This is a genomic window from Agromyces sp. Y782, assembly GCF_059445405.1.
Map to the genome: position 1 here is coordinate 1252828 of NZ_JCAIUG010000001.1, position 26116 is coordinate 1278943.

Sequence of the window (26116 nt, forward strand, 5' to 3'; positions counted from 1 at the left end):
GAGCTACCGGGCGGCACCGGTGGTGTGCGGCTGCGGCGCCCACGCCGGACGTTCGACTCCCGCGAGCGACCAGACCGCGAAGGCCGGGCCGTCGGTCGAGAGACCGACCCGACGGTCGGATGCCTCGAGCAGCACGTCGCCGTACCGGCGCACCGCGGCATCCGCTCCGCCGAGCGCCGCCGCATCGAACTCGAGTGTCGCCGCCGCGCGCGCCGCGAACACGAGCACGCACTCCTCGGCCGACTCGCGCACGAACGCGACCGCGTCATCGCCGACGGCGAGCCACCGAATGCCGCCGCTCGCGAGCACCGGATGCTCACGCCGAAGGCGCAGCAGCGTGCGATACGTCTCGAGCACGGGAGCGACCTCGGGCGAAGCTTCGCTCCCCCACGGCATCGGCGTGCGCGAGGCCTCGCCGTCTTCACCCGTGAGGCCGAACTCGTCGCCGGCCCAGACGACCGGGATGCCGGGCAATGTGACGGCGAGCCCGAAGGCGGCCGGCACCGTGCCGGGCCGCGCGCTCGTCGCGAAGCGCGGGGTGTCGTGCGTGTCGAGCGCGTTCATCGTCGCGAGCCGGGTGCGCCAGGGAAACCCGGCTGCGAAGCGCGTGTGCGCAGCGTGGAAGTCGCCGCCGGTGAACGTCGGCACCCGGTCGAGGGCGAACCCGATGCCGCCGGCGCCGTGGCTGCCCGGCTCGAGCAGCCAGCTCCAGAGCGGGCGGGTGAACGGCGTGTAGGTCATCGCGCCATGCCACGCGTCGCCCTGGAAGTCGCTTGCGGCGTCGTTCGTCGACTCGCCCAACAGGATGGTGTCGGGGTTCACGTCGAGCATGGTGCGGCGGATCGTCTGCCGCACCTCGGCGTTCAGGTCGGCGGCCCCGAGACGCCCGGTCATGTTGGCGACGTCGATGCGCCAGCCGTCGAGGTTGAACGGTGGCGCGAGGAAGCGCGCGACGACCGAGTCGCGGCCCTCGATGAAACGGCGACGCAGCTCGGTCGAGCTCCAGTCGAACTTCGGCAAGCTCGGCACGCCGAGCCACGACTCGTAGCTCGATTCGTGCCCGGAGCCGGTCGAGGGGTGGAAGAAATAGAAGTCGCGCTCGGGCGAGGCCGGATCGGCCTGCGCCGCACGGAACCACTCGTGCGCGTCACCCGAGTGATTCGACGTGAGGTCGCCGATGACTCGGATGCCACGGGCGTGCGCCGCCTCGACGAGCCGCACGAGTGCCTCGTCGCCGCCGAGCAGCGGGTCGACGAGGTTGAACGTCGTCGCGTCGTAACGGTGATTCGATCGCGCCGGGAACACCGGCGTCAGGTACAGCAGGTCGACGCCGAGCGACTCGAGGTGGTCGAGCTTCTCGCGCACACCGTCGAGGTCGCCCCCGAAGAGCTGCTTCGAGCGCCCCGGATACACCGGGTCGAGGGGCTCGTTCCACGCCGCGGGGATCGCCCACTCGGGCAGCGCACCCTGCTCTCTGAGCTCGTCGAAGGGCGCCCCGCCGGATTTCGCGAACCGATCGGGGAACACCTGGTACATGACGCTCGACGCCGCCCACTCTGGCGCCGGCTCGTGCGAGACGAGCTTGAAGTCGTCGTCATCGCGCGTCTCGATCGACGACAGGCCGAGCTGGTTCAGCCAGTGCTGGCGGCCGTCTTCACCGACCAGCAGCCACCGGTAGCCGTGCACGGGGTTCTCGACCTCGACGGCGGCCTCCCACCACTGCCAGCCGTCGATCGTCGCGACCACGGATGCCTCGTCGAACCGCGGCTCGTGGTTCGGGTTCGACCTCGTGCCCGCCCACGAGAGCGGCCCGAACGTCTCGGGCACCCGCAGGCGCACGAGCACCGTCTCGCCGAGCGCGGGACTCGCATTCGACACGTGCAGCGGGGATCCGTCATGGTGCGGCTTCAGCATGCCTTCACCTTTCCATGACCCACCCACGTCCATCACCCACCCACAGCCCCATCACCCACCCACCACCCCTGCAGGCACCCACCACCGCTGCAGCAATTCAGGACGGGAGCGGCGTGTCGCGAGCAGGGTGGTCGATACGGTGGCGCGACACGCCTCCGCACCTGAATTGCTGCGGGGGGGAGGGGGGAGAGAGAGACGCGCCGCACGCAACGAGCAGGCCGCGCCACGCGGCATCCGCTCGCCTATTTGACGGCGCCGGCAGTGAGGCCGCCGACGATGTACTTCTGCAGGAACAGGAACAGCGCCACGACGGGCAGCGCCGCGATCACCGCGCCGGCCGAGAACGCGCTCCAGTCCGCATAGCGCGGGTTGGAGACGAGCTTCGTGAGGCCGACGGCGAGCGTCTGCTTGTCGGTGTCGATGAGCAGTACGGATGCCACGACGAACTCGTTCACCGAAGCGATGAACGAAAGCAGCGCCACGACCGAGAGGATCGGGGCGACGAGCCGCAGGATGATCGTGAAGAAGATGCGCGCGTGGCTCGCGCCGTCGATCTTCGCCGCCTCGTCGATCGACGCCGGCACCGTGTTGAAGAAGCCGTACATGAGGTACGTGTTCACGCCGAGCGCGCCGCCGAGGTACACCATGATGAGGCCGACGTGCGTGTTCAGGCCGATCGCCGGGAACCAGTCGCCGATCGCACTCATCAGCAGGAAGATCGCGACGACGGCGAGCAACTGCGGGAACATCTGCACGACGACGATCGAGATGAGGCCGAAACGGCGACCCTTGAAGCGCATGCGCGAGAAGGAATACGCGGCGAGCGCCCCGAGGAACACCGTCAGCACCGCCGTGATGCCCGCGATCATGAGCGTGTTGCCGAACCAGGTCAGGAACGGCACCTGCGGGTTGGTGAGGATGCGAACGTAGCTGTCGAGGCCGATCTTCGAGAAGAGCGCGTTCGACCCCGTGAGCGTGCCCTGCGGGTTCAGCGACGATGAGATCACGAACACGATCGGGAACAGCGAGAAGATCACCATCACGACGCCGACGATGTGGCGCCAGCCCGTCGCGCCGAACCAGCGACGGAAGTTGAACGGCTTGCGAGGCAGGCTCGGGCGGCCGCCGCCGCCGCGTGGCACGACGACGCTCGCGCGCGTCGAGGCATCCGCGAACTCGTCGATCTCGCCGGCGATGAGACCGGTCTGGGTTCCGGGAACGGGCTGCTGGGCGGCCATCAGTTCAGCTCCTCGAGCGACTTGGTGCGACGGAACGCGATGACCGCGATCAGGGCCACGATGATGAAGATGATGATCGAGTAGGCGCTCGCCAGACCGTAGTCGCGAGTCTGCCCGGTGAACGCCACCTTGTAGACCATCGAAATGAGGATGTCGGTGAAGCCGACGGGTATCGGCGCATTCGAGTCGCGCGGCCCGCCGTCGGTGAGCATGTAGATCACGTTGAAGTTGTTGAAGTTGAACGCGAACGACGCGATCAGGAGCGGAGCGACCGAGACGAGCAGCAACGGCAGCTTGATGAGGCGGAACACCGCCCACGGTTTCGCGCCGTCGACGGTCGCGGCCTCCTGCAGCTCCTCGGGGATCGACTGCAGCGCACCGGTGCACACGAGGAACATGTACGGGAAGCCGAGCCAGAGATTCACGAGGAGCACCGAGAACTTGGCGAGCACCGGGTCGGTCAACCACGGTATGGATGCCCCGCCGAACAGCACCTGGTTGATGAAGCCGAAGCTCTCGTTCATCATGCCGGCCCAGATCAGCGCCGACAGGAACGACGGGATCGCGTACGGAAGGATCATGAGCACTCGGTAGTACTTGCGCCCCTTCATCCGCATGTCGTTGAACACGATCGCGAGGAAGAGGCCCAGGAAGAACGTCGACGCGACGGAGATGAGCGCGAACGCGAAGGTCCAGAGCGTCACGTAGACGAGCGGACCCGCAAGGCGCTCGTCGGTCACGGCGCGCACGAAGTTGTCGAAGCCGACGACGATCTGCCAGCCGGGCAGCAACTGCTCGCCGTCGTCGGAGGTGAACGCGCCCGTACCGACGTCGGAGTACACGGTGCCGGTCTCGAGGTTCGTCATCGTGCCGGCGGCCTCGTCGTACTCGAGGTTCGAGAGGTAGAGGTAGGCGCTCGAGCCGTCGGGCGTGCGCAGCGCTCCGTCGTTCGGGTCGTCGGAGAACGGCACGGCGAGGGCGGTGATCTCGTCGGTGCGGGCGATCACGTCGGCGAACTGCAGGGTCGTCCATCCGTCGACTGCGACGGCCTTGCCGCCCTCGACGTCGGCGTCGACCGGGGCGAGGGGCTGGTCGTTCGTGCCGACGAGCGCTTCGCCGTCGGGATCCGTCACGAGCAGGCCGAGCGTTCCGCCCTGATCGACGACGGTGACGGGGTAGGTCGGCGAGTCCTCGACGCGCTGCAGCGACGAGGCCATGAGCGACGAGACGGCCTGTTCTTTCGAGCCGTTGTGGCCGGTGCCGTAGTTCGTGAAGGCGATGTAGCCCGTGTAGACGAGCACGAAGACCTGGAACACGACGAGGAAGATGACGCCGGGTGCGAGGTACTTCGCGGGGAGCTTGCGCCGTGAGAAGTAGATCCAGTTGACGATCGCGGCCACGACGGCGACGATCGCCGCGACGAGCCACTGTTCGGCGGTCGCGAGGATGATGACGGCGTAGATCGCGATCGCGTCGACGATGCCGAGCATCAACAGCTTCAGCAGCAGCATCTTCAGCCCACCGGATGCCGCGTCGGCGATGTTCGCCGCCCGTCGCTGCTTCTTCGTCGGCTTCTGCGGCGTCGCCGCCGAGACCTCGTCGTCGATTCCCGTCGTCATGCCTTCGCTCATCCTGTTCGTCGCTCGAGTGGCGCGGAGCCCTGTTCGTTGGTCGAGTAGCGCGAAGCGCGTATCGAGACCGGCCGGTGGCCGAGAAGCGAGCGTATCGAGACCCGCGGGTCTCGATACGCTCCTGCGTCGCTACGCGACCACCGGCATCCGATCAGTCGTTACTCGCCGATCGCAGCCTGCACGTCGGCGGCAAGCTTCTGCCACGTGGCGACCGGGTCGGCACCGTTGATGATGTCGGCCTCGGCGATGCCCCAGTACTGCCAGACGGCTCCCATGGCCGGGATGGCGGGCATCGGCACGGCCTCGGCGCCGACGGCCGCGAAGCCGGCGACGATCGGGTCCTTCGACGCGGTCTCAGCGGCAGCCGAGAGGGCGGGGAGCACGTTGCCGGCCTTGAAGAGCTCGAGCTGCACGTCTTCGGTGCCGATGTAGTTGACGAGGAAGTCGTTCGCGGCGACCTTGTTCTTCGACTCGGACGAGACGAAGAAGCCCTTGACACCGGCGAACGGCGACGCGACCTCAGCGGTCGGGCTCGGCACGGAGTCGATCGCGACGTTGATGCCCGCGTCGGTCGCAGCGCCGACGTTCCACGGACCGGTCAGCCAGAAGGCCGCGGTGCCGTCGATGAAGGCCTGCTTGGCGATGTCACCGTCGATGTCGGTGTTGAAGACGCCCGTGCCGTTCTTGCCCTGGCTGCCGAGCCACGTGGCGAACTGCTCGCCGCCCGCGTTGCCGATCTGCAGGTCGCTCGGGTCGTAGCCCTCGTCGTTGCTGCCGAAGACGGGAGCGCCGAACGCGGTCTGGAAGGGGTAGAGGTGGTACGGGTTGCCCTCGGCGCCCTGCTCGACGACGAACGGCTGCGCGAGGCCTGCGGCCTGGCCCTTGGCGATCATGTCGTCGAAGCTCGTCGCGGCGTCGGGGATGAGGTCGGCATTGCGGAGCACCGCGATGTTCTCGACCGCGTAGGGGAGCATGTAGACGGTGCCCTCGTAGGTCGACGCGTCGATCGCGACCGGGAGGTAGTCGGCGGCCGAGTCGCCGAGCTCGATGGGCGCGACCACGCCGTTGGTCGAGAGCTCGCCAAGCCAGTCGTGTGCACCCATCGTGATGTCGGGGCCCTTGCCGGTCGGCACCTGCTGGATGAAGTCGTCCTTGATGTCGGCGTTGTCCTTGCCGACGAGTTCGACCTCGACGCCCTTCTCCTCGGAGTAGGCGTCGGCCGCGGCCTGCAGTGCATCGACGCGCTCGGCGTCGACCCAGACCGTCAGCGTGCCGCTCGACGAGGCCTCGCCTTCGGAGCCGCTGTCGCCGGCGGAGCAGCTCGCGAGACCGAGCGTCGCGATGACTGCGACGGCCCCGGCAGCGAGGAGGCTCTTCTTGTTCACCCTCATTGGTGTGCCCTTCTCAGTGTGCGTGAGATCGGCGCCTTCGCCCGGTGGATCCACCCCCGTTCCGCATGTGGAACGGGCACCGTGCCCGAAAGGCCGTTCTTCCGTTGAAATGCCCGCATAGTGCAAGCGATTACAGGTATACCTTGCGTGAGGCTCATTACCAAACCGCCCGACCCGCATTGATACCGGTTTGTAACCATCAAGTGAAGCGCCGACGCTGCAAGCGTTTCCATCACCTGATGAGATGTCGTACAGTTTCACAATGACTTCCGAATGGTGGCGCACCGCCGCGATCTACCAGATCTACCCCCGGTCGTTCGCCGATGCGAATGGCGACGGCATGGGCGACCTCGCCGGCATCACGTCGCGCCTCGGCGCGCTGCAGGAGCTCGGCATCGACGCCATCTGGCTCTCGCCGTTCTACACCTCTCCCCAGCGCGACGGCGGATACGACGTCGCCGACTACTGCGACGTCGACCCGCGCTTCGGCACACTCGCCGACTTCGACCTGATGGTCGCCGAGGCGCACGGCCGCGACATCCGCGTCATCGTCGATCTCGTGCCCAACCACTCGTCAGATCGGCATGTGTGGTTCCAGGCGGCGCTCGCCGCGGCGCCCGGCAGCGCCGAGCGCGCTCGCTACCTCTTCCGCGACGGCCGCGGCCCCGCCGGCGAGCTGCCGCCGAACAACTGGGAGTCGGTCTTCGGCGGGCCCGCGTGGACGCGCGTGCTCGAAGCCGACGGCACCCCCGGCCAGTGGTACCTGCATCTCTTCGACAGCTCCCAGCCCGACTTCGACTGGACCAACGAAGAGGTGCGCGAGGAGTTCCGCCGCATCCTGCGGTTCTGGCTCGATCGCGGTGTCGACGGCTTCCGCGTCGACGTGGCCCACGGCCTGATCAAGGCCGAGGGGCTGCCCGACTACACTCCCCCGGTCGAGGGCGGCAGCATGGGCGGCGGCGCGGCCGCGGCATCCGGAGTGCCCCTCGAACCCGAGATCTCCGTCGAGCCCGGCGACAGCGCGCCCTACTGGGCTCAAGACGGCGTGCACGAGGTCTACCGCGACTGGCGGGCGCTGCTCGACGAATACCCCGGCGACCGCGTCCTCGCGGCCGAGGCATGGGTCGACCCGCTGCCCCGCGTCGCGAAGTGGGTGCGCCCAGACGAGATGCACCAGGCCTTCAACTTCGCCTACCTCGAGACACCGTGGAACGCCGACGCGTTGCGAAACGTCATCGATGCCTCGCTCGACGCGTTCTCCGCCGTCGGCGCACCCTCGACCTGGGTGCTCTCCAACCACGACGTCGTGCGCCACGCGACCCGGCTCTCGGTTACCGAGGCGAACCCGCAGGGTCACGGCCTCGGCGCGCGTTCGAAGGGGCTGCCCGAGTATGCGCCGGGCCTGCGCCGCGCCCGCGCCGCGACCGCCCTCATGCTCGCACTGCCCGGCTCGGTCTACCTCTACCAGGGCGAAGAACTCGGCCTGCCCGAGGTCATCGACCTGCCCGACAACGCCCGTCAAGACCCGACCTGGTTCCGCACGAACGGCGAGCGCTACGGCCGTGACGGATGCCGCGTGCCGCTGCCCTGGGAATCCGCAGCGCCCTCGTACGGCTTCGGACCGACGGATGCCTCGTGGCTGCCGCAGCCCGCGCAGTGGGCGGAGCTGGCGCGCGATCGCCAGCGCGACGACGCATCCTCGACACTGTCGCTCTACCGTGATGCGCTCGCGCTGCGGCGCGCGCACGACCTCGGTGCCGGCACCCTCGAGTGGCTGAACGGATACGCCGACCCGGTCGTGGCCTTCCGCAACGGTGATGTCGTCGTGGTTGCGAACACGGGTGATGCGCCGGTCGAGCTGCCCGAGGGCGATGTATTGCTCGCGAGCGAGCCGCTCGACGGGCGCACACTGCCCTCCGACACCACGGTCTGGCTCACGGCGTAGCTCGCGCCGCGCGGCGACGTGGCCCGCGCCGCGCACCGCCGAACGAGCGACCGGCGGCACCGAATGCGTGCGACCGCGCCGATCGTCAGTTGGTGTTCGCGTAGAGCCATTCGAGCGAGTCGACCTTGACACCGTCGATGCCGCCGAGGCGGATCTCGAAGTGCAGGTGCGGCCCGGTCGACATGCCCGTGTCACCGGTCGAGCCGATCACGTCGCCGACCTTGACGGTGTCGCCGGTCTCGAACCGGCGCGAGTCGTACTGCATGTGCGCGTAGACGCTCGTGACGATGTCTCCGTCGATCACGTGATCGATCATCATGACCACGCCGAGGGATCCGCCTGCGTCGGTCGAGTTCGAGACCGTGCCGTCGGCGATGGCCTGAATCTCGGCTCCGAGCCCCGGGTTGAAGTCCTGGCCGCCATGGTCACTCGAACAGCCGGCGCAGTCGCGGTAGCCGAATCGGTCGCCGATGTGCACGCCGACCGCGAACGGCCACTGGATGGTGCCGGCCGGGTTGTTCGTGAAGGTCGCCTCGGCCCGGATGCCGGCTGCACGCGCATACTCGTCGATCGTCTGCGTTTCGTAGCCTTCGCGATCGATCGTCTGTGCAAGCGTGCCGCCCGTGATCTCGACCTGTTGGCCGGGCTCGGTGCCGATGGTCGCCCGTTCGAGCGCCATGGCCTGCACCTCGGCCGGCGACAGCAACGAGAGCGCTGGTACGGATGTCGCGACGGCCAGCAGCGCAACGAATCCCATCGCCGCGAATGCGCTGGCCATGCGGCCCGCGCGGCTGCCACGCTTCACGCGGTTCCGGGGAGCAGGATGCGACGGCGCGCTCGGCGCAGGAGCCCGTCGCGCCGAGCCGTGAGTGCGTGCATCTGCGGGTGTCGCTGCCGCGCCGGTCGTGCGGCGTGGGCGATGGTCGGCGGATGCCGGCACGGTGGTCGTCGGCTGCCACGGGATGCCGTGTTCGCGCGGATCGTCCGCGGTCATCGGGGATTCGTCGCGCCCGGATGGGAACGTCGGTTCATCGAACCGCACGGCGGGCGTGGCGGGCGCCGGCACGGGCGGCCCGTCGAAGCGCACAGCGGCGGTCGCTGCCAGGGCGGCGCCTGCGGCCTCACCGAGCGGGGCCCGCGCACCCGCGGACGCCGAGATCACGGCGGCGAAGTCATCGGCCGCTGACGCACCAACACGCTCGGGAGCGGCGACGGGAGCACCCCGGCGAGGGCCGGGCGCCACGGACTTGGCAGCCTTGCGCTCGGCTCGCGACGGCTTCGGCGCACGAGAGCCCGTGTCGTGACCACGGTCGTCGCGGCGGGTGCCGCCGTGCGGCGCATCGGGCTCGTCGTCGCCGAGTCCGGCGAACAACGCGTCGAATCCGCCCCGGGCGGCCGCGTCGCGCCCGGAAACATCGAAGGCCGAGTTCCTGTCGACGGGATGGTCGACCGGTTCGGCCTGAGGTCTCGGAGCGGAAGTGGAGGGTGCTGCGATAGCGGAACGAGAGGAAGGGACGGGATCCGTCGAGGGGCGAGGCTGCGGCGACGCGGGTTCCGACGCGGGGGCCGGTACGACCAGGGCTGGATTCACCGGCCATGTCGGTGGCGCCGCAACCGGCGGAACTCCCGGACCCTGCAGCCAAGAGACCTCCGGCGCCGCAACCGGCGGAACTCCCGGACCCTGCAGCCAAGAGACCTCCGGCGCCGCAACCGGCGGAACTCCCGGACCCTGCTGCCAGGAGACCTCCGGCGCCGCAGCCGGCGGAACTCCCGGACCCTGCAGCCAAGAGACCTCCGGCGCCACAGCCGGCGCGGCCTGCCACTGGGCAGCTGTCGAAACCGAGGGCGACACCGAGCTCGCAGCGGAAGGGGTCGAACCCGTGACCGACGGCGACGGCGCACCGCCACCCGCGAGGCCGAACAGCTCGTCGAAGCTCGGCTGGCTCACCGGTGCCAGGAACTCCTGCGCAGCGCCGGCGCGATTCGCCGCAGCCGCTTCGCGTTCACGCAGTTCACGTCGAGTCAGGGGTCGCTCGGGCAGCGACGGGACTTGGGTGCCTGGCGATGAACCGTCGGGCACGAGGGGGGACTCGAGCACGTAAGGGGGGACTCTCGGCGTCGTAGGGCGAACAGTGTGTTGGGGAGGTGCTCATCTCGGCATCACGCCGAGATAACGGATTGGTAAAGACTAGCCTCTCACGGCACTGCGCGCCACGTGGAATGGAGATCGTCGGATGCCTCGGCACTCGAGAGCCGCGACATCCGCGTGAACCCGGGAACCCGGGAACCCGGGAACCCGGGAACGACGGTCGACCGTGCGCCGCAGCGTGGCGCCGCCGCCCACCCACCGCTCGCGTCGCATCCGGCGCATCACGCCTGCAGGCCCGCCTCACGCAGCACCGCTGCGACTTCGCCGTACAGGCCGGGGGCCGCCGCGAGCACGAGTTCGACCGTCGCGGGCCCGCCGTCGGGTCCGCCGACGCGGGCGCCGGCCTCTCGGGCGATCAGCGCGCCGGCCGCGTGATCCCACGGATTCAGGCCGCGTTCGTAGTACGCGTCGAGGCGGCCGGCGGCGACAGCGCAGAGGTCGAGGGCGGCGGAGCCGGCACGACGGATGTCCCGTACTTCCGGCAGCACGGTCGACAGCACCGCGGCCTGTGCACGCCGATTCTCGGCCGAGTACGAGAAGCCGGTGCCGACGAGGGCGAGGCCCAGCGGGACATCCGCGTTCACCTGGAGCTCGCGCGTGCCGAGTCGTGCCCCGCCCCCGGTGCTCGCCTCGAAGACCTCGCCCGTGACGGGGTTGACGACGACGGCGGCGAGCGCGGTCCACGTGCGGGGCTCGGGCGGTCCGTCGACGACGGCGATGCTGATCGACCATGCCGGGATGCCGTAGAGGAAGTTCACGGTTCCGTCGATCGGGTCGACGACCCAGTTGATGCCACTCGTGCCGATGTGGCCGGCGTCTTCTTCGCCGAGGATTCCGTCGTCGGGCCGAGCTTCGAGGATGAGTCGGCGGATGAGTGCTTCGGTGTCACGATCGACCGCGGTGACGACGTCGACGGGCGAGGATTTCGTGGCGGCGACGCTCACGCCCCCGCGCCGCTCTTCGAGCGCGAACTCCGCCGCCTGCACGGCGATGCGTCGGGCGAGGTCGAGCAGTGCGGCGGATGCCTCGACATCCGGTGCCCGGTCGAGGCTCGTCGTTGCATCGTCACCGGTCGCCGACTCGAATTCGCTCATGCCTTCACGCTACTCGCGGCGGCTGGAACCATGAAAGCCCCGGCGAACCGGGGCTTCTCTGGTGGCGAGTGAGGGATTCGAACCCCCGAATGCTGAGCAGTCTGATTTACAGTCAGATCCCTTTGGCCGCTTGGGTAACTCGCCATCGCGCCCGACCACGTTCTGCACACAACCGGGAGCCTGTCAAGGATACCCGGAGGGGGCCGGTGCGAGAAATCGGCGCTCGGCCCGGAGACGGACCGCCCTCCGCGAGGCATCCGACGGCCTGAAATTCACGAAGCGGATGCCGCAGCGCCTCAGTTCGACGCGATGCACCTCAGCTCGACGCGCGCCACCAGGGCATCTCGGCGGTGTCGTTCTGGTCGCTCGGCGGGGTCGTGTCGTAGAGATCTGGCTGCGGCGCAGGGTCGTAGCGGCGCTCTCGCGGAGCATGCTCATGCTGCTCGTCGCGGTCCATGGGGCGAGCGGGGCCCCGCAGGCCGGAGCGCTGGATGACCCGCTGGATCGTCGCCCCGCGCTGGTCGGGGGAACCGACGAACCGGATCTCCCGGAGACCCTGGTCTTGCGCCGCCGACTCGAAGACGAAGTGCCCGTACCCGAAGACGCGGCCGATGAGCGGGGTGTGCACCGAGATGTCGAGGATTCGGGAGATCGGCATGGTGGCGATGCGCTGCGACAGGATGCCGTGCACGCGGAACACCCGCATGTTGGTGATCACGAAGCGGTCCATTCGGGCCTGCAGAATGCGCCACAGCCCGTGCAGCACGAGGAAGAGTGCGAGGAAGAGCGGAAGCCAGTAGAGCTGCTGCGGCACCCAGGCCAACAGGAGCAAGGCCGGCACCGCGGCGAGCACCTCGAGGATCGCGCCGGCGATCGCGGCCCAGTGCTTGCGCACCTCGTCGACGACCACCTCTCCCTCGTCGGCGATGAGGTGCCGTTCGACGCGAGGATCGAAGCCGAACACGCTCATGACGTCACGCGGCGAGCGAGGTGAAGAACCTGCCCACTGCTTCGGAGGCCGAGACGACCGCGCCGAACGCGCCCTGTACGACGTTCGCGGCGTCTTCGGGCCGGCTGATCATGTAGAAGAGGGCGAAGATCACGACCAACGCAACTGCGATGCCTTTGAGCCACTTCACGGGCGTATTCCCTTCGAGACGGCGAGTGCGGGCAAGCCGCTACCCCCGTGAGCCGGCCCCGACAGGCATTTCTACCGCACCCGGTGAGCAGAGACAACGCGCCACGCGGCGCGGCGGCCGTTCCCGCACCCGTGTTCGATGGCCGGGACGGTGCCGAACGATAGGATTCCTCCTGACTCGGCGATGCCGGGAATGAGGAGCCATGGCCGGCATCGAAGAGGTCGCGAGACTCGCGGGCGTATCGACCGCGACCGTGTCGCGCGCGCTCAGCGGCCGCGGTCACGTCTCCCCTACGTCCAAGGCGAAGGTCGAAGAGGCCGCCGCGCGACTCGGCTACGTCGTCTCGTCGAACGCGTCGAGCCTCGCATCAGGGCGCACACGCAACATCGGCGTCGTCATCCCGTTCCTGAACCGGTGGTTCTTCTCCTCGGTGCTCGAGGGCGCGCAGCAGTCGCTCCTCCGCAGCGGGTACGACCTCACCCTCTACAACCTCTCCGGCGACGGGCAGGAACGTTCGAGCGTCTTCGAGCACTTCCTCCTGCGGCAGCGCGTCGACGCGGTGATCGCCGTCTCCCTCGAACTCACCGAGCGCGAGGTCACGCGACTGCACGACCTCGGTAAGCCGCTCGTCGGTGTCGGCGGCCCCATCCCCGGTGTACGCACCCTCACGATCGACGACGTCGCCGTCGCGCGCCTCGCGACCGAGCACCTCATCGGGCTCGGACACACTCGCATTGCGCACATCGGCGGCGACCTCGAGTTCGACATGGACTTCCACCTGCCCACCAATCGCCGCATCGGCTACGAGGCGGCGCTCCGCGACGCGGGCATCGACGTCGACCCGCGCCTCTTCGCCCCCGCCGACTTCACCATCCGCGGCGGCTATCACGCCGCCAAGCAGCTCCTCGGCGCCCCTCACAGCCGGCCGACGGCGATCTTCGCCGCCTCCGACGAGATGGCCATGGGATCCCTGCTCGCCGCACGCGACCTCGGGCTCGTCGTGCCGCGTGACGTCTCCATCGCCGGCATCGACGACCACGACCTCTCCGATTTCTTCGGCCTCACGACGGTCGCGCAGTTCCCCCGCGTGCAGGGCGAGATGGCGGTCGAGATCCTGATGGACGAGCTCGAACCCAGCACGACGGATGCCGCGACGCCCGCCGCGACCCCGTTGCCGTACGAGTTGCGGGTGCGCTCCTCGACGGCCCGCCCGCCGGCCTGATTCGCCGCGCCTGCTCGGGGTCGAACCCGCAAACCCCTGCTCGCGGCATCCGCTCATCGCTAAACTGGCGCGCATGGCAGATGCAACGTTCGACATCGTTTCCAAGGTCGACCAGATGGAGGCCGACAACGCCCTCCACCAGGCGCAGAAGGAGGTCGCGCAGCGCTACGACTTCAAGAACATCGGTGCGTCGATCGAGCAGTCCGGCGAGAAGGTGCTGATCAAGGCCAACAGTGAAGAGCGCGCGAAGGCGATCCTCGAGGTGTACGAGGCGAAGCTCATCAAGCGCGGCATCTCGCTGCGGGCGCTCGATGCGGGCGAGCCGTTCGCGTCGGGCAAGGAGTTCCGCATCGAGACGACCATGAAGGCGGGTATCGACTCCGAGAACGCGAAGAAGGTGTCGAAGATCATCCGCGACGAGGCGCCGAAGAGCGTGAAGAGCCAGATCCAGGGCGACGAGATCCGCGTCACGTCGAAGAGCCGCGACGACCTGCAGGCCACGATGGCGCTGCTCAAGGGCAAAGACCTCGAGGTCGCGCTGCAGTTCGTGAACTTCCGCTGAGCGCTGGCGCCTCGCCACATCCACCACGCACCTCGCGCGCCCACACACTTCACGCGCCCACGCACCTCACGCACCTCGCGCACCCCGCGCACCCCCGCACCTCACGCACCTCACGCACCCCCGCACCTCACGCACCTCACGCACCTCGCGCACCCACGCACCCCCACACTTCACGCACTTCACACACTCACCGTGACGGTGGTATGACGCGACACGGTCGGTGCAAGCAGGCGCCACCTGTCAAAAGGTCGTGGCTCGGCGAGGCGGGGCGATCGCGCGCTGCGTTCGAGCGTCGGATGCGCGTCAGAACAGGCGCAAGCGGCGGGACTCTCCCTGAACACCGAGCCGGCGCAAGCGCTGCACCATCGGCTCGCGAGTCCACATCTCGTGCCAGTTCCAACGATCGAACGCGCGGACCTGTCGCCGTACGGCTTCTTCGCGCTCCTTCTCGTCGATGACGCGTTCGGCCGCACGTTCGGCTCCCTCGGTCAGGAGGTACTTCACGCGCCCGTCGGCCTCGCCGACCGCATCGGAGTCCGGCCAGAAGAAGTCGACGAATGCCCAACGGCCCAGTTCGGCGAGCCAGAACGGATGCTGCTGCACTGGACGAGGGATTCCGAACTCCTCCATCACCAGAAGGCTGCAGGTCTCGAACGGCGTCCCCGACAGTGACGTTGCGCGCCGGAGTACTGCCTCGACTCTCCGGCTGCCCGGGTAGGGCAGCAGCCGGGCATGCTCAGCCCACAATGCCTCGAGTGTGGTGGGAGGTGGCCTGTTCTCCCACGGCATCGCCGCAAGCGCCGCGTCGACCGCGACCAGCGCAGCGCCCAACGTCGCGTGTCGGCAGAGTTGGATCAGCGAATGCTCGAGAGCTGTGACGGCGAGCCCCGCAACCCGACCCGTCAGCACCTCGTCGAGACGCGCAACGGCGATGGTCGTTCGACTCTTGTGACCATGCGACCCCGGCGCGAGCACGAACACCTCTTCAGGCCAGGCTCCGATGATCGGCAGTCCCTGAAGCGCGATTGCCGCAAACGAGGTGAAGATCGGCGCGTGAAGGGTCTCCGCAGCGGCTTTCACTTGGAGGAGGTACCGATCCGCCCGACGTCGAGCGGGGGTACGCCGATCTTCACCAGCAGGCACAGCACGATAGACGCCCCGCCTGACGACCTCGAGCTCGCCCGACTTCGCTGCGGAGGCCAACTCTGCGCTGCGGCCGAGGGCGCGGGCATCTCTGGCAAGCACGAAGCCCTGGCCTGTGACTGGAAGCATATGCATGACGCCAACCTCGCATCGTCGCACTCACGAAACCGCCTCGTACGCTGTTCCGGTGCACCATCGCACGAGTGCACGAGTGTGGAGGACCAGTCGCCACGACCTCTTGCGCGGCAACGGCGGTTTCCGCAGACCGTCAGCTGGCGAAAGGCCGTCACGTGTTCGCCCGCGTGAGCAGGCCGGGAGCGGGAGCGAGCGCCGGCGGGCGCGGGCGCGGCAGGGCGCAGCGCCGGCAGCGCGTCAGCGGGCGCGCGGAGCGTAGCCGCGCAGCCAGCGCGTGATCGCGGCATACGCGGCCTTCCGCACGGGCCCGCGGGAGAGGAACACGTCGTGCAACGCACCGTCGATGCGGAGGACTGTGCCGGACTGGCCGAGCCGCAGGGTGCGCTCGGCGATCTCGTCGACGACGAGCACGACGTCGCTCGAGCGCATCCCCGGATCCCAGCGCGCCTGGAGCATCGACCGCTTCGACAGCAGCGTGAGCACCGGCACGCCCACGTCGATGCGTGCTGCAACGGTGGCGTGCCCGGCGAGCACGGTCGTCAGCCACGCCGGATGCGTCGTGAACCCGCGATCGGGCCGCCACTCATGGTTGTACTCCCACTCGCCATCCTGCTCCTTCGCGACCGTGCGGGTGTAGAAGCCCAAGTCGACGTTCGGCAGCGCCGCGAGCGGGTTGACCTTCGCACCCCAGCCGATCACCGGTGCGAGCGCCTCGCGCCCGACACGACTCGCCTGGAACTCGAGCCACGGGCTGTTCAGCACCAGCGCCGCCGCCCGTCCGCGGTTGCGGGCGGCCCAGAGGCTGAGGGTGAGTCCACCGGTCGAATGGCCGAGCAGGATCAGCGGCCGAGCGGATGCCTCGGCATCGCTCGCCGTGCCGGGCGTGGCCGACTCCGCGGCATCCGTCGCCCCATGCCCCATGGCACTGAGCGCGGCGCCGATATCGGCGTCGTAGGTGGCGAGATCGGTGATGAAACCAGGAGTCTGGCCGCGGCGCAGGCTGCGGCCGTACTTGCGCAGGTCGAGCGCGAAGAAGCGTGCGCCGGCGTTCGCCCAGTACTCGGCCAGCTCGGGATTGAAGAAGTAGTCGCTCCAGCCGTGCACGTAGAGCACATCGATTCCGGATGCCGCGCCTCGCGTCAGCCGCAGGCGCCGCGGTGGCCGGTACCGCACGAGGGTGGCCACCACCTCTCCCTCATTGTCGCGCCCGAGCGGCAGGGTGAGTTGTTCGAAGCGCTCACCGAGTACGTCCGGGCGCCAGCCTTCAGTGCTCGTCTCGACGTTCGCCACAGCGCCTCCCCTCGCTTGTGCTCAGCATACTGACCCCGACTCAGGCTGCCCCGGCTCAGGCCGACCCCGACTCAGGCCGACCCCGGCTCAGGCTGCCCCCGACTCAGGCCGACCCCGACTCAGGCCGACCCCGGCTCAGGCCGACCCCGATTCGTGCCGACCCCGCGAGGCGCTTGAGCGCACAGCCCGACGACGCGCGATCAGGGGCCGACGACGAGCACCGCGAGCAGCGTGCCGGCGAGCATCGACGGCCCGAACGGGATCGAACCGCGCAACGTGACGCGGCGAAGCGCGAGCGCGATGATCGCAACCACTCCCCCGACCAGGAAAGCAGCGAGCAGCCCGAGGAGCCACGCCGAGAGTCCGAACCAGCCGAGCAGCACGCCGATGACGAGCGCGAGCTTGACGTCTCCCATGCCCATCGAGGAGGGCGAGATCAGCGCCAGCACGAGGTAGAGGGCGAACATCGCCGCGGCCCCGGTCACCGCCCACACGAGCGGCATCCACGTGCCGGCCGCCCACGTCGCCGGTACGAGCAGCACCGCCACGGTGGCGAAGGCCGGAAAGACGACGGCATTCGGCAGGCGCTTCTCGGCGAGATCGACGATCGACAGCACGGTGGCGCACGCCGCGAAGGCGAGCAGCGCCGGCAGCACCCACGACGACCCGAACCTCAGGGCGAGCGTGCCGAACACGGTGGCGGTCACGACTGCGGCACTCAGGCGCACCGTCTGCTGCGACATCCGCTCGCTCTGCATCGACCGTCTCGCCCAGTGCGCCAGCGGCCACCAGCCGAGAGCGAAGCCGACGAAGGCCGAACCGGCCGCCGTCAACACGGTCGACCAGTCGAAAGGCATGGTGAGCAGCGTAGCGGCCGGCGGCGGCGTGGGCTCGCGACTGTCAACAGGGTCGAGGCGACCGTTGCGCGCGTCGGGTCTCGACTCGGCTTGGCGGGCCTGCTCGACGAGCCGGTGCCTACACTTCGTCGCGCGAGATGTCGATCATCTCGTCGCGGGGCACGACTTTGATGCGCACGCGGCCCTCGGCCGAACCGAGTTCCTGCTCGCGCTCGTCGAGGCGGTGCCACCCGTCGAGGTCGGTGTATCGGATGCCGCGGGACTCGAGCAACTCGACGACGGACTCCTCTGACGGCGACTCGGGGGTCCACCAGTTGCCGAGGTCGTTGATGACGTGCTTGATCGTCTCCATCGCGTCGGACTTCGTGTGCCCGATGAGCCCGACCGGGCCGCGCTTGATCCAGCCGGTCGCGTAGACGCCGTACATCTGGCGGGCCTCGCCCGACTCCTTGTCGCGGATCAGCACCTGCCCCTCGTGGTTCGGGATGACGCCGAACGTCTCGTCGAAGGGGATGCCGGGCAGCGGTGAGCCGAAGTAGCCGACGGCGCGGTACACGGCCTGCACGGGCAGCTCGCGGATCTCGCCCGTGCCGACGACGCCGCCCTCGCCGTCGGGTGCGGTGCGCTCCCAGCGGATCGCGCCGACCCGGCCGGTGCCGTCGTCGACGATCTCGAGCGGCTTCGCGAAGAAGTGCAGGTGCAGGCGGCGAGAGGCCTGGCCGACCTCGCGCTGGCGCCACTGGTTCAGCACCTTGTCGATGACGAAGACCTGTTTGTTGCCCGACACCGCTGCACGGGCCGCGTCGTCGTAGTCGAAGTCCTCGTCGTACAGGATCATGTCGACGTCGCGCAACTCGCCGAGCTCGCGCAGCTCGAGCGGGGTGAACTTCACCGAGGTCGGGCCGCGGCGGCCGAACACGTGCAGATCCGTCACCGGCGACGCGGCGAGACCGGCGGCCACGTTCGCGGGGATCTCGGTGGGCATCAGGTCTTCGACGTGCTTCGCGAGGATGCGCGAGACGTCGAGTGCGACGTTGCCGTTGCCGATGACGGCGACCTCGCGGGCCTCGAGCGGCCACGTGCGCGGAAAATCGGGATGCCCGTCGAACCAGCTCACGAACTCGGCGGCCCCGTACGAACCGTCGAGCTCGGACCCGGGCACGTTCAGGGAGGCATCTTTCACCGCGCCGGTCGAGAAGATGACGGCGTTGTAGTGCTTCTTCAGGTCGTCGAGAGTGACGTCTTCGCCGAAGCGCACATTGCCGAAGATGCGGATGTCGCCGCGGTCGAGCACCTCGCGAAGCGCCGTGACGATTCCCTTGATGCGCGGGTGGTCGGGCGCGACGCCGTAGCGCACGAGCCCGTAGGGCGCGGGCAGATGATCGAACAGGTCGATCGAGACGTCGAAGTTGCGTTCGGCCTTCAGCAGGATGTCCGCGGCGTAGATGCCCGCCGGGCCCGCCCCGACGATCGCCAGTCTCAGCTTGTTCTTCGTCACGTGCGCGGTCTCTCCATCAGTTTCGGGCTCTTCATCAGCTCTCGCGCTCCACGACCGTCTCGGCGAATCGTGTGAGCGCCTTCTTCACGCTGCCCCCGGGCAGCGGCGCCAGGGCCGTGACGGCCTCGCGAGCCCAACGGTGGGCCTCAGCGAGCGTAGCGCGCGTCGCTTCGTGCTGCCGCAGTTCAGCGACGATCGCATCGACGGTCGCCCGCGACGGCACGATGCGAGACGCGAGCGTGTTCGTGTCGAGCGGGTCACCGAGGGCATCGGGGTCGGTGATCGTGACCACGTCGCGCTCGATGCGTTCGAGCAGGGCAGCGGATGTCGCATCGGTCTTCGCCTGTTCGGCGAGCCACAGCATCGGCAGCGTCACGACGCCGGCACGCAGGTCGGTGCCGGGCACCTTGCCGGTCTCGGCCGGCTGCGGCGAGAGATCGATGACGTCGTCGACGAGCTGGAAGGCCACCCCGATCTTCTCGCCGAACTCGATGATCGGCGCCTCGTAGCCGGGGTCGGCGCCCGAGAAGATGATGCCCGACTGGGCCGCGCTTGCGATGAGCGACCCGGTCTTGTCGGCGAGCACCTGGATGTAATGCTCGATCGGGTCGTCGCCCGGCTGCGGGCCGACCGTCTCGTGCAGCTGGCCGAGCACGAGTCGCTCGAACGTGGTGGCCTGCATGCGGATGGCCCCCTCGCCGAGGCCGGCCATGAGCTGGCTCGCACGAGCGAAGAGCAGGTCGCCGGTGAGGATCGCGACGGAGTTGCCCCACACCGCTTGCGCGCTGGGCACCCCGCGGCGTCGGTCGGCGTCGTCCATGACGTCGTCGTGGTACAGGCTCGCGAGATGCGTGATCTCGATCGCCTGCGCCGCGGTGACCACGTCGTCGGTGGCGCCCGCGCCGAGCTGCGCGGTCAACAGGGTGAGCATGGGTCGCACACGCTTGCCGCCCGCTTCGAGCAGGTAGCGCGTCGAGACATCCGCGATCGTGTCGGCGAATCGCACCTCGTCGAGGAGGCCGGCCTCGACGCGATCGAGTCCGTCGTCGATCGCCTTGGCCATGGCCTTGTCGGCGGAGGAGGCGAAGACGCGTTCGCTGAGGCCGAGATTCGCGGCGAGCGATGAGCCTCGACGGGCGACCGGGTGACTCGGTTTCACGTTGCCTAGCCTACCGGGGGTCCGGTGGTCGAGTAGCGCCCGACGAAGGAGGGGTGGGTATCGAGACCGGCCAATGGGTCTCGATACGCTCGCTGTCGTTCGCTGGATCTCGATACGGTGCTGGCGCGCCTACTCGATCCTGCGCTCGACCGACGACGTGCGTGGCTTCACGGCACGGTGCAGGGCGACGACGCCGAGGGTGAGGTTGCGCCACGCGACATCCGTGTACCCGGCCTCGCGGATCCAGCCCGCGAGCGTCGGCTGGTCGGGCCACGCGCCGATGGACTCGTTGAGGTAGTCGTATGCCGTGTCGTTCGAGCTCGAGAGCTTCACGAGCGGCGGCATCACGTAGCGCTGGTAGATGCCGTAACCGGTGCGCACGAGGCCGGCGGGCGGGGTCGAGAACTCGCAGATCACGAGGCGACCACCGGGCTTCGTCACGCGGAAGAACTCGGCGATGGCCTGTTTCGGCTCGTTGACGTTGCGCAGGCCGAACGAGATCGTCACGGCATCGAACTCGTCGTCGCCGAAGGGCAGCTTCGTGGCGTCGGCCTCGACGAACACGAGGTTCTGCACGCCGGCCTGGCGACGACGGCCGACCTCGATCATGCCCGGCGAGAAGTCGGCGGCGACGACGGATGCCCCTGACTTCGCGAGGCTCGCACTCGACGTGCCGGTGCCCGCCGCGACGTCGAGGATGCGCTGCCCGGGCTTCGGGTCGACCGCGCGCGTGGTGGCGACCCGCCACAGCGGCGCGTTGCCCACCGAGAGCACGTTGTTCGTGCGGTCGTAGTTCGCGGCGACGCGATCGAACATCGCCGACACCTGTTCGGGCTGCTTGCCGAGGTCTGCGCGGGTCATCCCCCGATTCTACGGCGGAGCCGCCCGCGCCGTTCGACCTCGCGAGCTCACTGGCCGCGTGGCGATCGGTCCGCCATCCCGCGCATCGATGGGATCACGCGACGGCGAGCGGTCCGAGAACGCGGCGTAGGCTGAGGCGGTGAGTCAGAAGGATGGCGCGGCGCAGGCGGCGAGTGCACGCCTCCGCGTTCGCACCGTCGCCGTCGATGAGACGGAGCCGCTGATCCCCCGCGCCGATCCGCGGCATCCGCTCGTCTGGATGCGCCGCGGCGAGGGCATCGTGGGCCTCGGCGAGACGATGCGCATCGAGACGACCGGGCCGCACCGCGTCGCCGACGCCGCCGCCGCGTGGACTTCTCTCGTCGAGATCGCCGAGATCGACGACCGCGTCGGGCTGCCGGGCACCGGGCTCGTCGCCTTCGGTACTTTCGCGTTCGCCGACGAGTCCGAGTCGACGAGCGTGCTGATCGTGCCCGAGCTCGTGATGGGCCGGCGTGACGGCCGCGCCTGGGTCACGCGCATCGCGCTCGACACCGGCGACGACGAGGCGAGGGATGCCACCGGCTCCGCCTCCGGCGTCGACTCCATCGCCGACGCGGAAGACGCACTGCCCGAACCCGCGCCGAAACGTCAGGTGCCGCGCGTCGCCTTCGCACCTGGATCGGTGCCGCCCGAGGCATATGAGGCAGCCGTCGCCGAGGCCGTGCGGCGCATCGACGCGGGCGAGTTCGAGAAGGTCGTGCTCGCCCGGCAACTCGTCGGCGAACTCCACGAAGACGCCGGGCTCCGCGCCACGATCAACCGTCTCGCCGAGGACTACCCCGACACCTGGGTCTTCGCCGTCGACGGGCTCATCGGGGCGAGCCCCGAGACGCTCGTGCGCGTCGATCATGGCACCGTGTCGGCGCGGGTACTCGCCGGCACCGCATCACGCGGCGCCGGCGAGGCGTCGGATCGGGAGCGCGCCATCGCTCTCGCCGCCTCGGAGAAGGACCGCGCCGAGCATGCGCTCGCCGTGCAGAGCGCCGTGACACGGCTCGCGCCGCACACCGCCCGACTCGACACGAGCCCCGAGCCCTTCACCCTGCAGCTACCGAACCTCTGGCACCTCGCGACCGACCTCAAGGGCACGCTCGGCGACGGCTCGAGCTCGCTCGACCTCGTGCAGGCGGTGCATCCGACCGCCGCCGTGGCCGGGACGCCCCGGCGCGTCGCCCTGCGCGTGATCGCCGAGCTCGAGGGCTTCGACCGAGGCCGTTACGCCGGCCCTGTGGGATGGATCGACGGCGACGGCGACGGCGAATGGGCGATCGCGCTGCGTTGCGCGCAGGTCGACCCCGACGGCACGGTCACCGCATATGCCGGTTGCGGCATAGTGCACGACTCGGTGCCGACCGACGAACTCGCCGAGACGGTGATGAAGTTCCGTCCGATCGTCGAGGCCTTCGGCGGCTGAGCTCGCCGGGCGGGCCGCTCGCCGGGGCGAGGGCTCCTCGCTCAACTCGCGGCGAGACGCGCCTGCTGCTCTGCGACGTCGTAGTCGGCCTTCGGCCACTCGAGCTGCATCGCCTCGAGCGCATCGATCAACACGTGCTGCACGGCCAGCCGCGCGTACCACTTGCGGTCGGCGGGAATGACGAACCACGGGGCATCCGCTGCCGCCGTACGCTCGAAGACGAGTTGGTACGCCTCGGCGTACTTCTCCCAGAGGAGTCGTTCGTCGACGTCGCCCGGGTTGAACTTCCAGTGCTTCTCGGGGCGGACGAGTCGCTCGGTCAGGCGCGCCTTCTGCTCGTCTCGCGAGATGTGCAGCATGACCTTGATGATCGTCGTGCCCGTCGCTGCGAGCTCGGCCTCGAACTCGTTGATCGCCCCGTACCGCCGCTCGATCTCGGCGGGCGGTGCGAGCTCGCGCACCCGGCCGATGAGCACGTCTTCGTAGTGCGAGCGGTCGAACACGCCGACCATGCCGGCTCCCGGCACCCGCTTGTGGATGCGCCACAGAAAGTCGTGCTCGAGCTCTTCAGCGGTCGGCTTCTTGAATGCGGCGAGCTGCACGCCTTGCGGGTCGACCGCACCCATGACGTGCTTCACGATGCCGCCCTTGCCTGCCGTGTCCATCGCCTGCAGCACCAGCAGGATGCGTCGCTCGTCGCCCAGGCGGCTCATCGCGAAGAGCTGCTCCTGCAGCTCGGCGAGGATCTCGGCGCCCTCGGCGAGCGCCGCCTGCCCGGCCTCCTTGTCGCCGTCGAAGCCCGGGTGCGCGTGGGAATCGGTCTTCGACAGCTCGAACCCGGCACCCACCCGCAGCAACTCGGCGGGGTCTGCGGTCCAATACGACTCGCGGCTCATGTCACGCTCCCTCACGCGACGCGGCGTCGCACAGGTCCCATCCTGCCGAGCGAGCGGATGCCACGGCAAGTGCCTGCAGCCGCCTCGACGCCGGTTCGGGTCGCGCGCGGCAACCGCCCGCCCGTACATCGCCCGCGCCTCGCCACCCTGACGAAAGCGACTCAGCGCGGCAGCGGCACCTCGAGGATCGACGGCCCCTCGATGCGGGCGCCGAGCGCTTCGTCGAGCTCGCCGCGTGTGGTCGCCCGAACGTAGGCCCAGCCGTAGGCCACGGCGAGCGCTGCCAGATCGACATGCTGCGGCGTGAATTGCACCCGGTCGAACGCATCGGCGGGGGCGGATGCTGCGACCTCGAGTGAGTCGAAGATCGAACCGCCGCCGTCATTGCCGACGATCAGCTGCACTCGGGGCCGCGACTCGCCTTCGCCGATGAGCATCGAGCCGACGTCGTGCAGCAGCGTCAGATCACCGATGACCGCGCGGGTGACGCCCGCCCGTGCAGCATGGGCGACCGCCGACGCGGGCGCAGCGACATCCGCCGCCCCGCCCGGCCCGGCGAGCCCATCGAGCCCGCCGAGCTCGTCGAGCTCGTCGAGCTCGTCGCCCGAGGCGTTCGCCGCCCTGCCGGCCGCACCTGGGAACGCTGACTGACTCGCGATCGCGATGCCCACCGCGGTTGCGACGGTGCCGTCGATACCGGCGAGCCCCCGGTTGGCATGTACCCGGATGCGTCGCCCGGGCACCACTCGATCGGCGTCGCGGATCAGGCGGGATGCTCCGAACACCAGTCGATCGTGCGGCCAGGTCGCCGACCAGACGGCGTCGACGAGCATGCGCCGAGTGATGGGCGCACGCACGGCGGCGAGCTGCGCCTTCATGTACTCCCGCTGCGCTTCGAAGTTCGAGACGTGCCCGGTCTCGTCGATGCCGCTGCGCTGCGCCGACGCAGCGGGCAGGCCCGACTCGACGAGGATGCGGCTCGCGTGCACCCAGCGACCGACCCAGGCGCGTTCCTCCGGCGTCGGCGGGTGCGGATCCGCGCGAACGGCCCGCTCGAACCGTGCGACCCGGCGCCCGGGGTTGAACCACTCGATGCCCCACGGCGCGACGTCGATCGTCTCGACGCCCTCTCGCTGCACGAGCGCCGGCAGCTCACGCGCGAGCGTCGGATGCCCGAAGACGACGACCCGCTCGATCTCGTCGCCGAATCCCGGCTCGCGCAGCAGCTCGCGGTAGGCGACGACGAGGTTCGGCCCGAAATGCGCGCCACTCGTCACCTCGGCGAGCAGCGGCCAACCGCCATCGCGAGCGAAACGCTCGGCAGCCGGCCCGGCACCCGCCCCGGCGACGACGACCGTGCGCGGCCCAGGCGCGATGAGCGCGACAGGCGCTGCCCCTGCCGCCCCCTCACCTCTCGATCGAGTGGGAAGATCCGGCGCAACGTCGGCGGACGTGGGAGCGGGAGCGACGTCGAGCTCGACGGCGGCCGACAACGGCTCCCGCAACTGCAGGTTCAGGTGCACCGGTCCGGGGCCGGGATGGGGCACCGGCGTGCCGTCGGCATCGAGGCCGAGCGCGGCGACGACGGCCTCGCGCGCGAGGTGCGCCGCGGCATCCGCTTCGCCCACCGCCCCCTCTGGCGGCGCGACGTCGCGCTCGAGACGCACCGCGCCGGCGAAGATGCCGGCCTGCATCGTGGTCTGGTTCGAACGGATGCCGCGGAGCTCTGCCGGCCGATCGGCGGACAAGACGATCAGGGGCACCCCCGAATGGTGCGCCTCGAGCACGGCCGGGTGCAGGTTCGCGACTGCCGTGCCCGACGTCGTGATGACCGCGACCGGTCGGCCCGACTCGACGGCGAGGCCGAGTGCGAGAAACGCTGCACCGCGCTCGTCGATGCGCACGTGCAGACGCGCGGCTCCGACGCGTTCGAGTTCAGCGGCAGCGAGAGCGAGCGCCTGGGAGCGAGACCCCGGAGCGACGACGAGATCGACGACTCCATCGCGCACGAACGCCGTGAGCAATGCCAGCGAAGCGTCGCTCGCTGGACTGCTGCCGGGCGCTCGGTGGGGCGTCGGCTCAGCCATTCGGACGGCCGGACGGACCGGCCTCGCCCGGCGTCTCAGGGGAGTCGGGTCGTTTGCGGTCGGTGCCGCGCGAGCCGCCGGTCTCACCGTCGTTCGGGCCACTCTCGGCGCCGGAGTCGAAGTCGGCGAGCTCCTGCTCGAGCCGCCGGATCCGCTCGTCTTGCGCGGCATCGCTACCCAGCTGACGAAGGAAGTCGGCGTCATCGTCGGGGGCGACGGTGCGCGCCCGCCCGCCGGGCAGCCGCTCGGCGCGACCACGTCCGATGATGAACCAGAGCAGGGCGCCGATGATCGGCACGAAGAGGATGATGACGATCCACCAGCCGCGCCGGAGACCACGAATACGCGTTCGGTCGAAGAACGCGCAATCGGCGACGGCGTAGATCGTGAAGATCACGGCGGCGACGCCGAGTCCGAAGAGCAGCCGGGCCATGACCTCAGTCTAGGCG

General features: G+C 69.5%; 21 protein-coding genes and 1 tRNA gene. 4 read left to right on the top strand and 18 right to left on the bottom strand.

What is annotated here, in order from left to right:
* Positions 1-3: 3 nt before the first annotated feature.
* From AC1C2S_RS05815 to AC1C2S_RS05830, 4 genes are all read right to left on the bottom strand, one after another.
* A complete protein-coding gene (locus AC1C2S_RS05815; RefSeq protein ID WP_495351584.1) occupies positions 4-1914 on the bottom strand; it encodes a glycoside hydrolase family 13 protein in 1911 nt (636 codons plus the stop codon).
* A 242-nt stretch (positions 1915-2156) separates the two neighbouring features.
* Complete coding sequence (locus AC1C2S_RS05820) at positions 2157-3155, bottom strand: sugar ABC transporter permease (RefSeq protein ID WP_495353202.1); 999 nt, start codon at positions 3153-3155, stop codon at positions 2157-2159.
* Positions 3152-4771, bottom strand: a complete 1620-nt coding sequence (locus AC1C2S_RS05825; protein ID WP_495351585.1) for an ABC transporter permease subunit — start codon at positions 4769-4771, stop codon at positions 3152-3154. Before AC1C2S_RS05825 ends, AC1C2S_RS05820 begins: the two co-directional genes overlap by 4 nt.
* 170 nt (positions 4772-4941) lie before the next feature.
* Positions 4942-6174: a sugar ABC transporter substrate-binding protein gene (locus tag AC1C2S_RS05830; protein ID WP_495351586.1), complete on the bottom strand. Its 1233-nt coding sequence runs from the start codon at positions 6172-6174 to the stop codon at positions 4942-4944.
* 262 nt (positions 6175-6436) lie between these two features.
* On the opposite strand from AC1C2S_RS05830, the gene AC1C2S_RS05835 reads away from it, so the two are divergent.
* A complete protein-coding gene (locus tag AC1C2S_RS05835) occupies positions 6437-8119 on the top strand; it encodes a glycoside hydrolase family 13 protein (RefSeq protein ID WP_495351587.1) in 1683 nt (560 codons plus the stop codon).
* 85 nt (positions 8120-8204) lie between these two features.
* Here the strand turns inward: AC1C2S_RS05835 and AC1C2S_RS05840 are convergent, their stop codons facing one another.
* The 5 genes from AC1C2S_RS05840 to AC1C2S_RS05860 form a co-directional block, all read right to left on the bottom strand.
* Positions 8205-9491, bottom strand: coding sequence for a M23 family metallopeptidase (locus AC1C2S_RS05840; protein ID WP_495351588.1), 1287 nt, complete (start codon positions 9489-9491; stop codon positions 8205-8207).
* Between the two features lie 998 nt (positions 9492-10489).
* Positions 10490-11362 carry an inositol monophosphatase family protein gene (locus tag AC1C2S_RS05845; RefSeq protein ID WP_495351589.1) on the bottom strand — a complete coding sequence of 291 codons (873 nt, stop codon included), beginning with the start codon at positions 11360-11362 and terminating at the stop codon, positions 10490-10492.
* Positions 11363-11421: 59 nt separating this feature from the next.
* A tRNA-Tyr gene (locus tag AC1C2S_RS05850) sits at positions 11422-11506 on the bottom strand.
* 172 nt (positions 11507-11678) lie between these two features.
* Positions 11679-12332 (bottom strand): PH domain-containing protein, encoded by a 654-nt coding sequence (locus tag AC1C2S_RS05855; protein ID WP_495351590.1) that lies wholly within the window; start codon positions 12330-12332, stop codon positions 11679-11681.
* Positions 12333-12336: 4 nt separating this feature from the next.
* A complete protein-coding gene (locus AC1C2S_RS05860; RefSeq protein ID WP_495351591.1) occupies positions 12337-12501 on the bottom strand; it encodes a hypothetical protein in 165 nt (54 codons plus the stop codon).
* 202 nt (positions 12502-12703) lie between these two features.
* Here AC1C2S_RS05860 and AC1C2S_RS05865 point away from each other — a divergent pair, with 202 nt between their 5' ends.
* Positions 12704-13723, top strand: a complete 1020-nt coding sequence (locus AC1C2S_RS05865) for a LacI family DNA-binding transcriptional regulator (protein WP_495351592.1) — start codon at positions 12704-12706, stop codon at positions 13721-13723.
* A gap of 73 nt (positions 13724-13796) precedes the next feature.
* On the top strand, positions 13797-14285 hold the full coding sequence (locus AC1C2S_RS05870; RefSeq protein ID WP_495351593.1) for a YajQ family cyclic di-GMP-binding protein: 489 nt from the start codon (positions 13797-13799) through the stop codon (positions 14283-14285).
* A 303-nt stretch (positions 14286-14588) separates the two neighbouring features.
* On the opposite strand, the gene AC1C2S_RS05875 is transcribed toward AC1C2S_RS05870, so the two are convergent.
* The 6 genes from AC1C2S_RS05875 to AC1C2S_RS05900 form a co-directional block, all read right to left on the bottom strand.
* On the bottom strand, positions 14589-15563 hold the full coding sequence (locus tag AC1C2S_RS05875) for a type IV toxin-antitoxin system AbiEi family antitoxin domain-containing protein (protein WP_495351594.1): 975 nt from the start codon (positions 15561-15563) through the stop codon (positions 14589-14591).
* Between the two features lie 237 nt (positions 15564-15800).
* Positions 15801-16853 (bottom strand): alpha/beta hydrolase, encoded by a 1053-nt coding sequence (locus AC1C2S_RS05880; protein ID WP_495351595.1) that lies wholly within the window; start codon positions 16851-16853, stop codon positions 15801-15803.
* 200 nt (positions 16854-17053) lie between these two features.
* Positions 17054-17710: a prepilin peptidase gene (locus AC1C2S_RS05885; protein ID WP_495351596.1), complete on the bottom strand. Its 657-nt coding sequence runs from the start codon at positions 17708-17710 to the stop codon at positions 17054-17056.
* A 118-nt stretch (positions 17711-17828) separates the two neighbouring features.
* Positions 17829-19208 carry an FAD-dependent oxidoreductase gene (locus tag AC1C2S_RS05890; RefSeq protein WP_495351597.1) on the bottom strand — a complete coding sequence of 460 codons (1380 nt, stop codon included), beginning with the start codon at positions 19206-19208 and terminating at the stop codon, positions 17829-17831.
* Positions 19209-19242: 34 nt separating this feature from the next.
* Entirely contained in the window at positions 19243-20367 is a 1125-nt protein-coding gene (locus AC1C2S_RS05895) for a polyprenyl synthetase family protein (RefSeq protein WP_495351598.1), read from the bottom strand.
* Between the two features lie 129 nt (positions 20368-20496).
* Positions 20497-21228: a class I SAM-dependent methyltransferase gene (locus tag AC1C2S_RS05900; RefSeq protein WP_495351599.1), complete on the bottom strand. Its 732-nt coding sequence runs from the start codon at positions 21226-21228 to the stop codon at positions 20497-20499.
* A gap of 139 nt (positions 21229-21367) precedes the next feature.
* Here AC1C2S_RS05900 and AC1C2S_RS05905 point away from each other — a divergent pair, with 139 nt between their 5' ends.
* On the top strand, positions 21368-22684 hold the full coding sequence (locus tag AC1C2S_RS05905) for an isochorismate synthase (RefSeq protein WP_495351600.1): 1317 nt from the start codon (positions 21368-21370) through the stop codon (positions 22682-22684).
* A gap of 41 nt (positions 22685-22725) precedes the next feature.
* On the opposite strand, the gene AC1C2S_RS05910 is transcribed toward AC1C2S_RS05905, so the two are convergent.
* The 3 genes from AC1C2S_RS05910 to AC1C2S_RS05920 form a co-directional block, all read right to left on the bottom strand.
* Positions 22726-23580 (bottom strand): PPK2 family polyphosphate kinase, encoded by an 855-nt coding sequence (locus AC1C2S_RS05910; protein ID WP_495351601.1) that lies wholly within the window; start codon positions 23578-23580, stop codon positions 22726-22728.
* A 161-nt stretch (positions 23581-23741) separates the two neighbouring features.
* Positions 23742-25667, bottom strand: coding sequence for a 2-succinyl-5-enolpyruvyl-6-hydroxy-3-cyclohexene-1-carboxylic-acid synthase (gene menD, locus AC1C2S_RS05915; RefSeq protein ID WP_495351602.1), 1926 nt, complete (start codon positions 25665-25667; stop codon positions 23742-23744).
* Complete coding sequence (locus AC1C2S_RS05920; RefSeq protein ID WP_495351603.1) at positions 25660-26100, bottom strand: PLD nuclease N-terminal domain-containing protein; 441 nt, start codon at positions 26098-26100, stop codon at positions 25660-25662. Before AC1C2S_RS05920 ends, menD begins: the two co-directional genes overlap by 8 nt.
* Positions 26101-26116: the final 16 nt, after the last annotated feature.

Bases quoted from the DNA above. Each gene is read 5' to 3' on its own strand.
- menD (WP_495351602.1), bottom strand. From the start codon at position 25,667: ATGGCTGAGCCGACGCCCCACCGAGCGCCCGGCAGCAGTCCAGCGAGC.
- AC1C2S_RS05830 (WP_495351586.1), bottom strand. From the start codon at position 6,174: ATGAGGGTGAACAAGAAGAGCCTCCTCGCTGCCGGGGCCGTCGCAGTC.
- AC1C2S_RS05875 (WP_495351594.1), bottom strand. From the start codon at position 15,563: ATGCATATGCTTCCAGTCACAGGCCAGGGCTTCGTGCTTGCCAGAGAT.
- AC1C2S_RS05900 (WP_495351599.1), bottom strand. From the start codon at position 21,228: ATGACCCGCGCAGACCTCGGCAAGCAGCCCGAACAGGTGTCGGCGATG.
- AC1C2S_RS05920 (WP_495351603.1), bottom strand. From the start codon at position 26,100: ATGGCCCGGCTGCTCTTCGGACTCGGCGTCGCCGCCGTGATCTTCACG.
- AC1C2S_RS05865 (WP_495351592.1), top strand. From the start codon at position 12,704: ATGGCCGGCATCGAAGAGGTCGCGAGACTCGCGGGCGTATCGACCGCG.
- AC1C2S_RS05855 (WP_495351590.1), bottom strand. From the start codon at position 12,332: ATGAGCGTGTTCGGCTTCGATCCTCGCGTCGAACGGCACCTCATCGCC.
- AC1C2S_RS05825 (WP_495351585.1), bottom strand. From the start codon at position 4,771: ATGACGACGGGAATCGACGACGAGGTCTCGGCGGCGACGCCGCAGAAG.
- AC1C2S_RS05870 (WP_495351593.1), top strand. From the start codon at position 13,797: ATGGCAGATGCAACGTTCGACATCGTTTCCAAGGTCGACCAGATGGAG.
- AC1C2S_RS05815 (WP_495351584.1), bottom strand. From the start codon at position 1,914: ATGCTGAAGCCGCACCATGACGGATCCCCGCTGCACGTGTCGAATGCG.
- AC1C2S_RS05885 (WP_495351596.1), bottom strand. From the start codon at position 17,710: ATGCCTTTCGACTGGTCGACCGTGTTGACGGCGGCCGGTTCGGCCTTC.
- AC1C2S_RS05845 (WP_495351589.1), bottom strand. From the start codon at position 11,362: ATGAGCGAATTCGAGTCGGCGACCGGTGACGATGCAACGACGAGCCTC.
- AC1C2S_RS05835 (WP_495351587.1), top strand. From the start codon at position 6,437: ATGACTTCCGAATGGTGGCGCACCGCCGCGATCTACCAGATCTACCCC.
- AC1C2S_RS05910 (WP_495351601.1), bottom strand. From the start codon at position 23,580: ATGAGCCGCGAGTCGTATTGGACCGCAGACCCCGCCGAGTTGCTGCGG.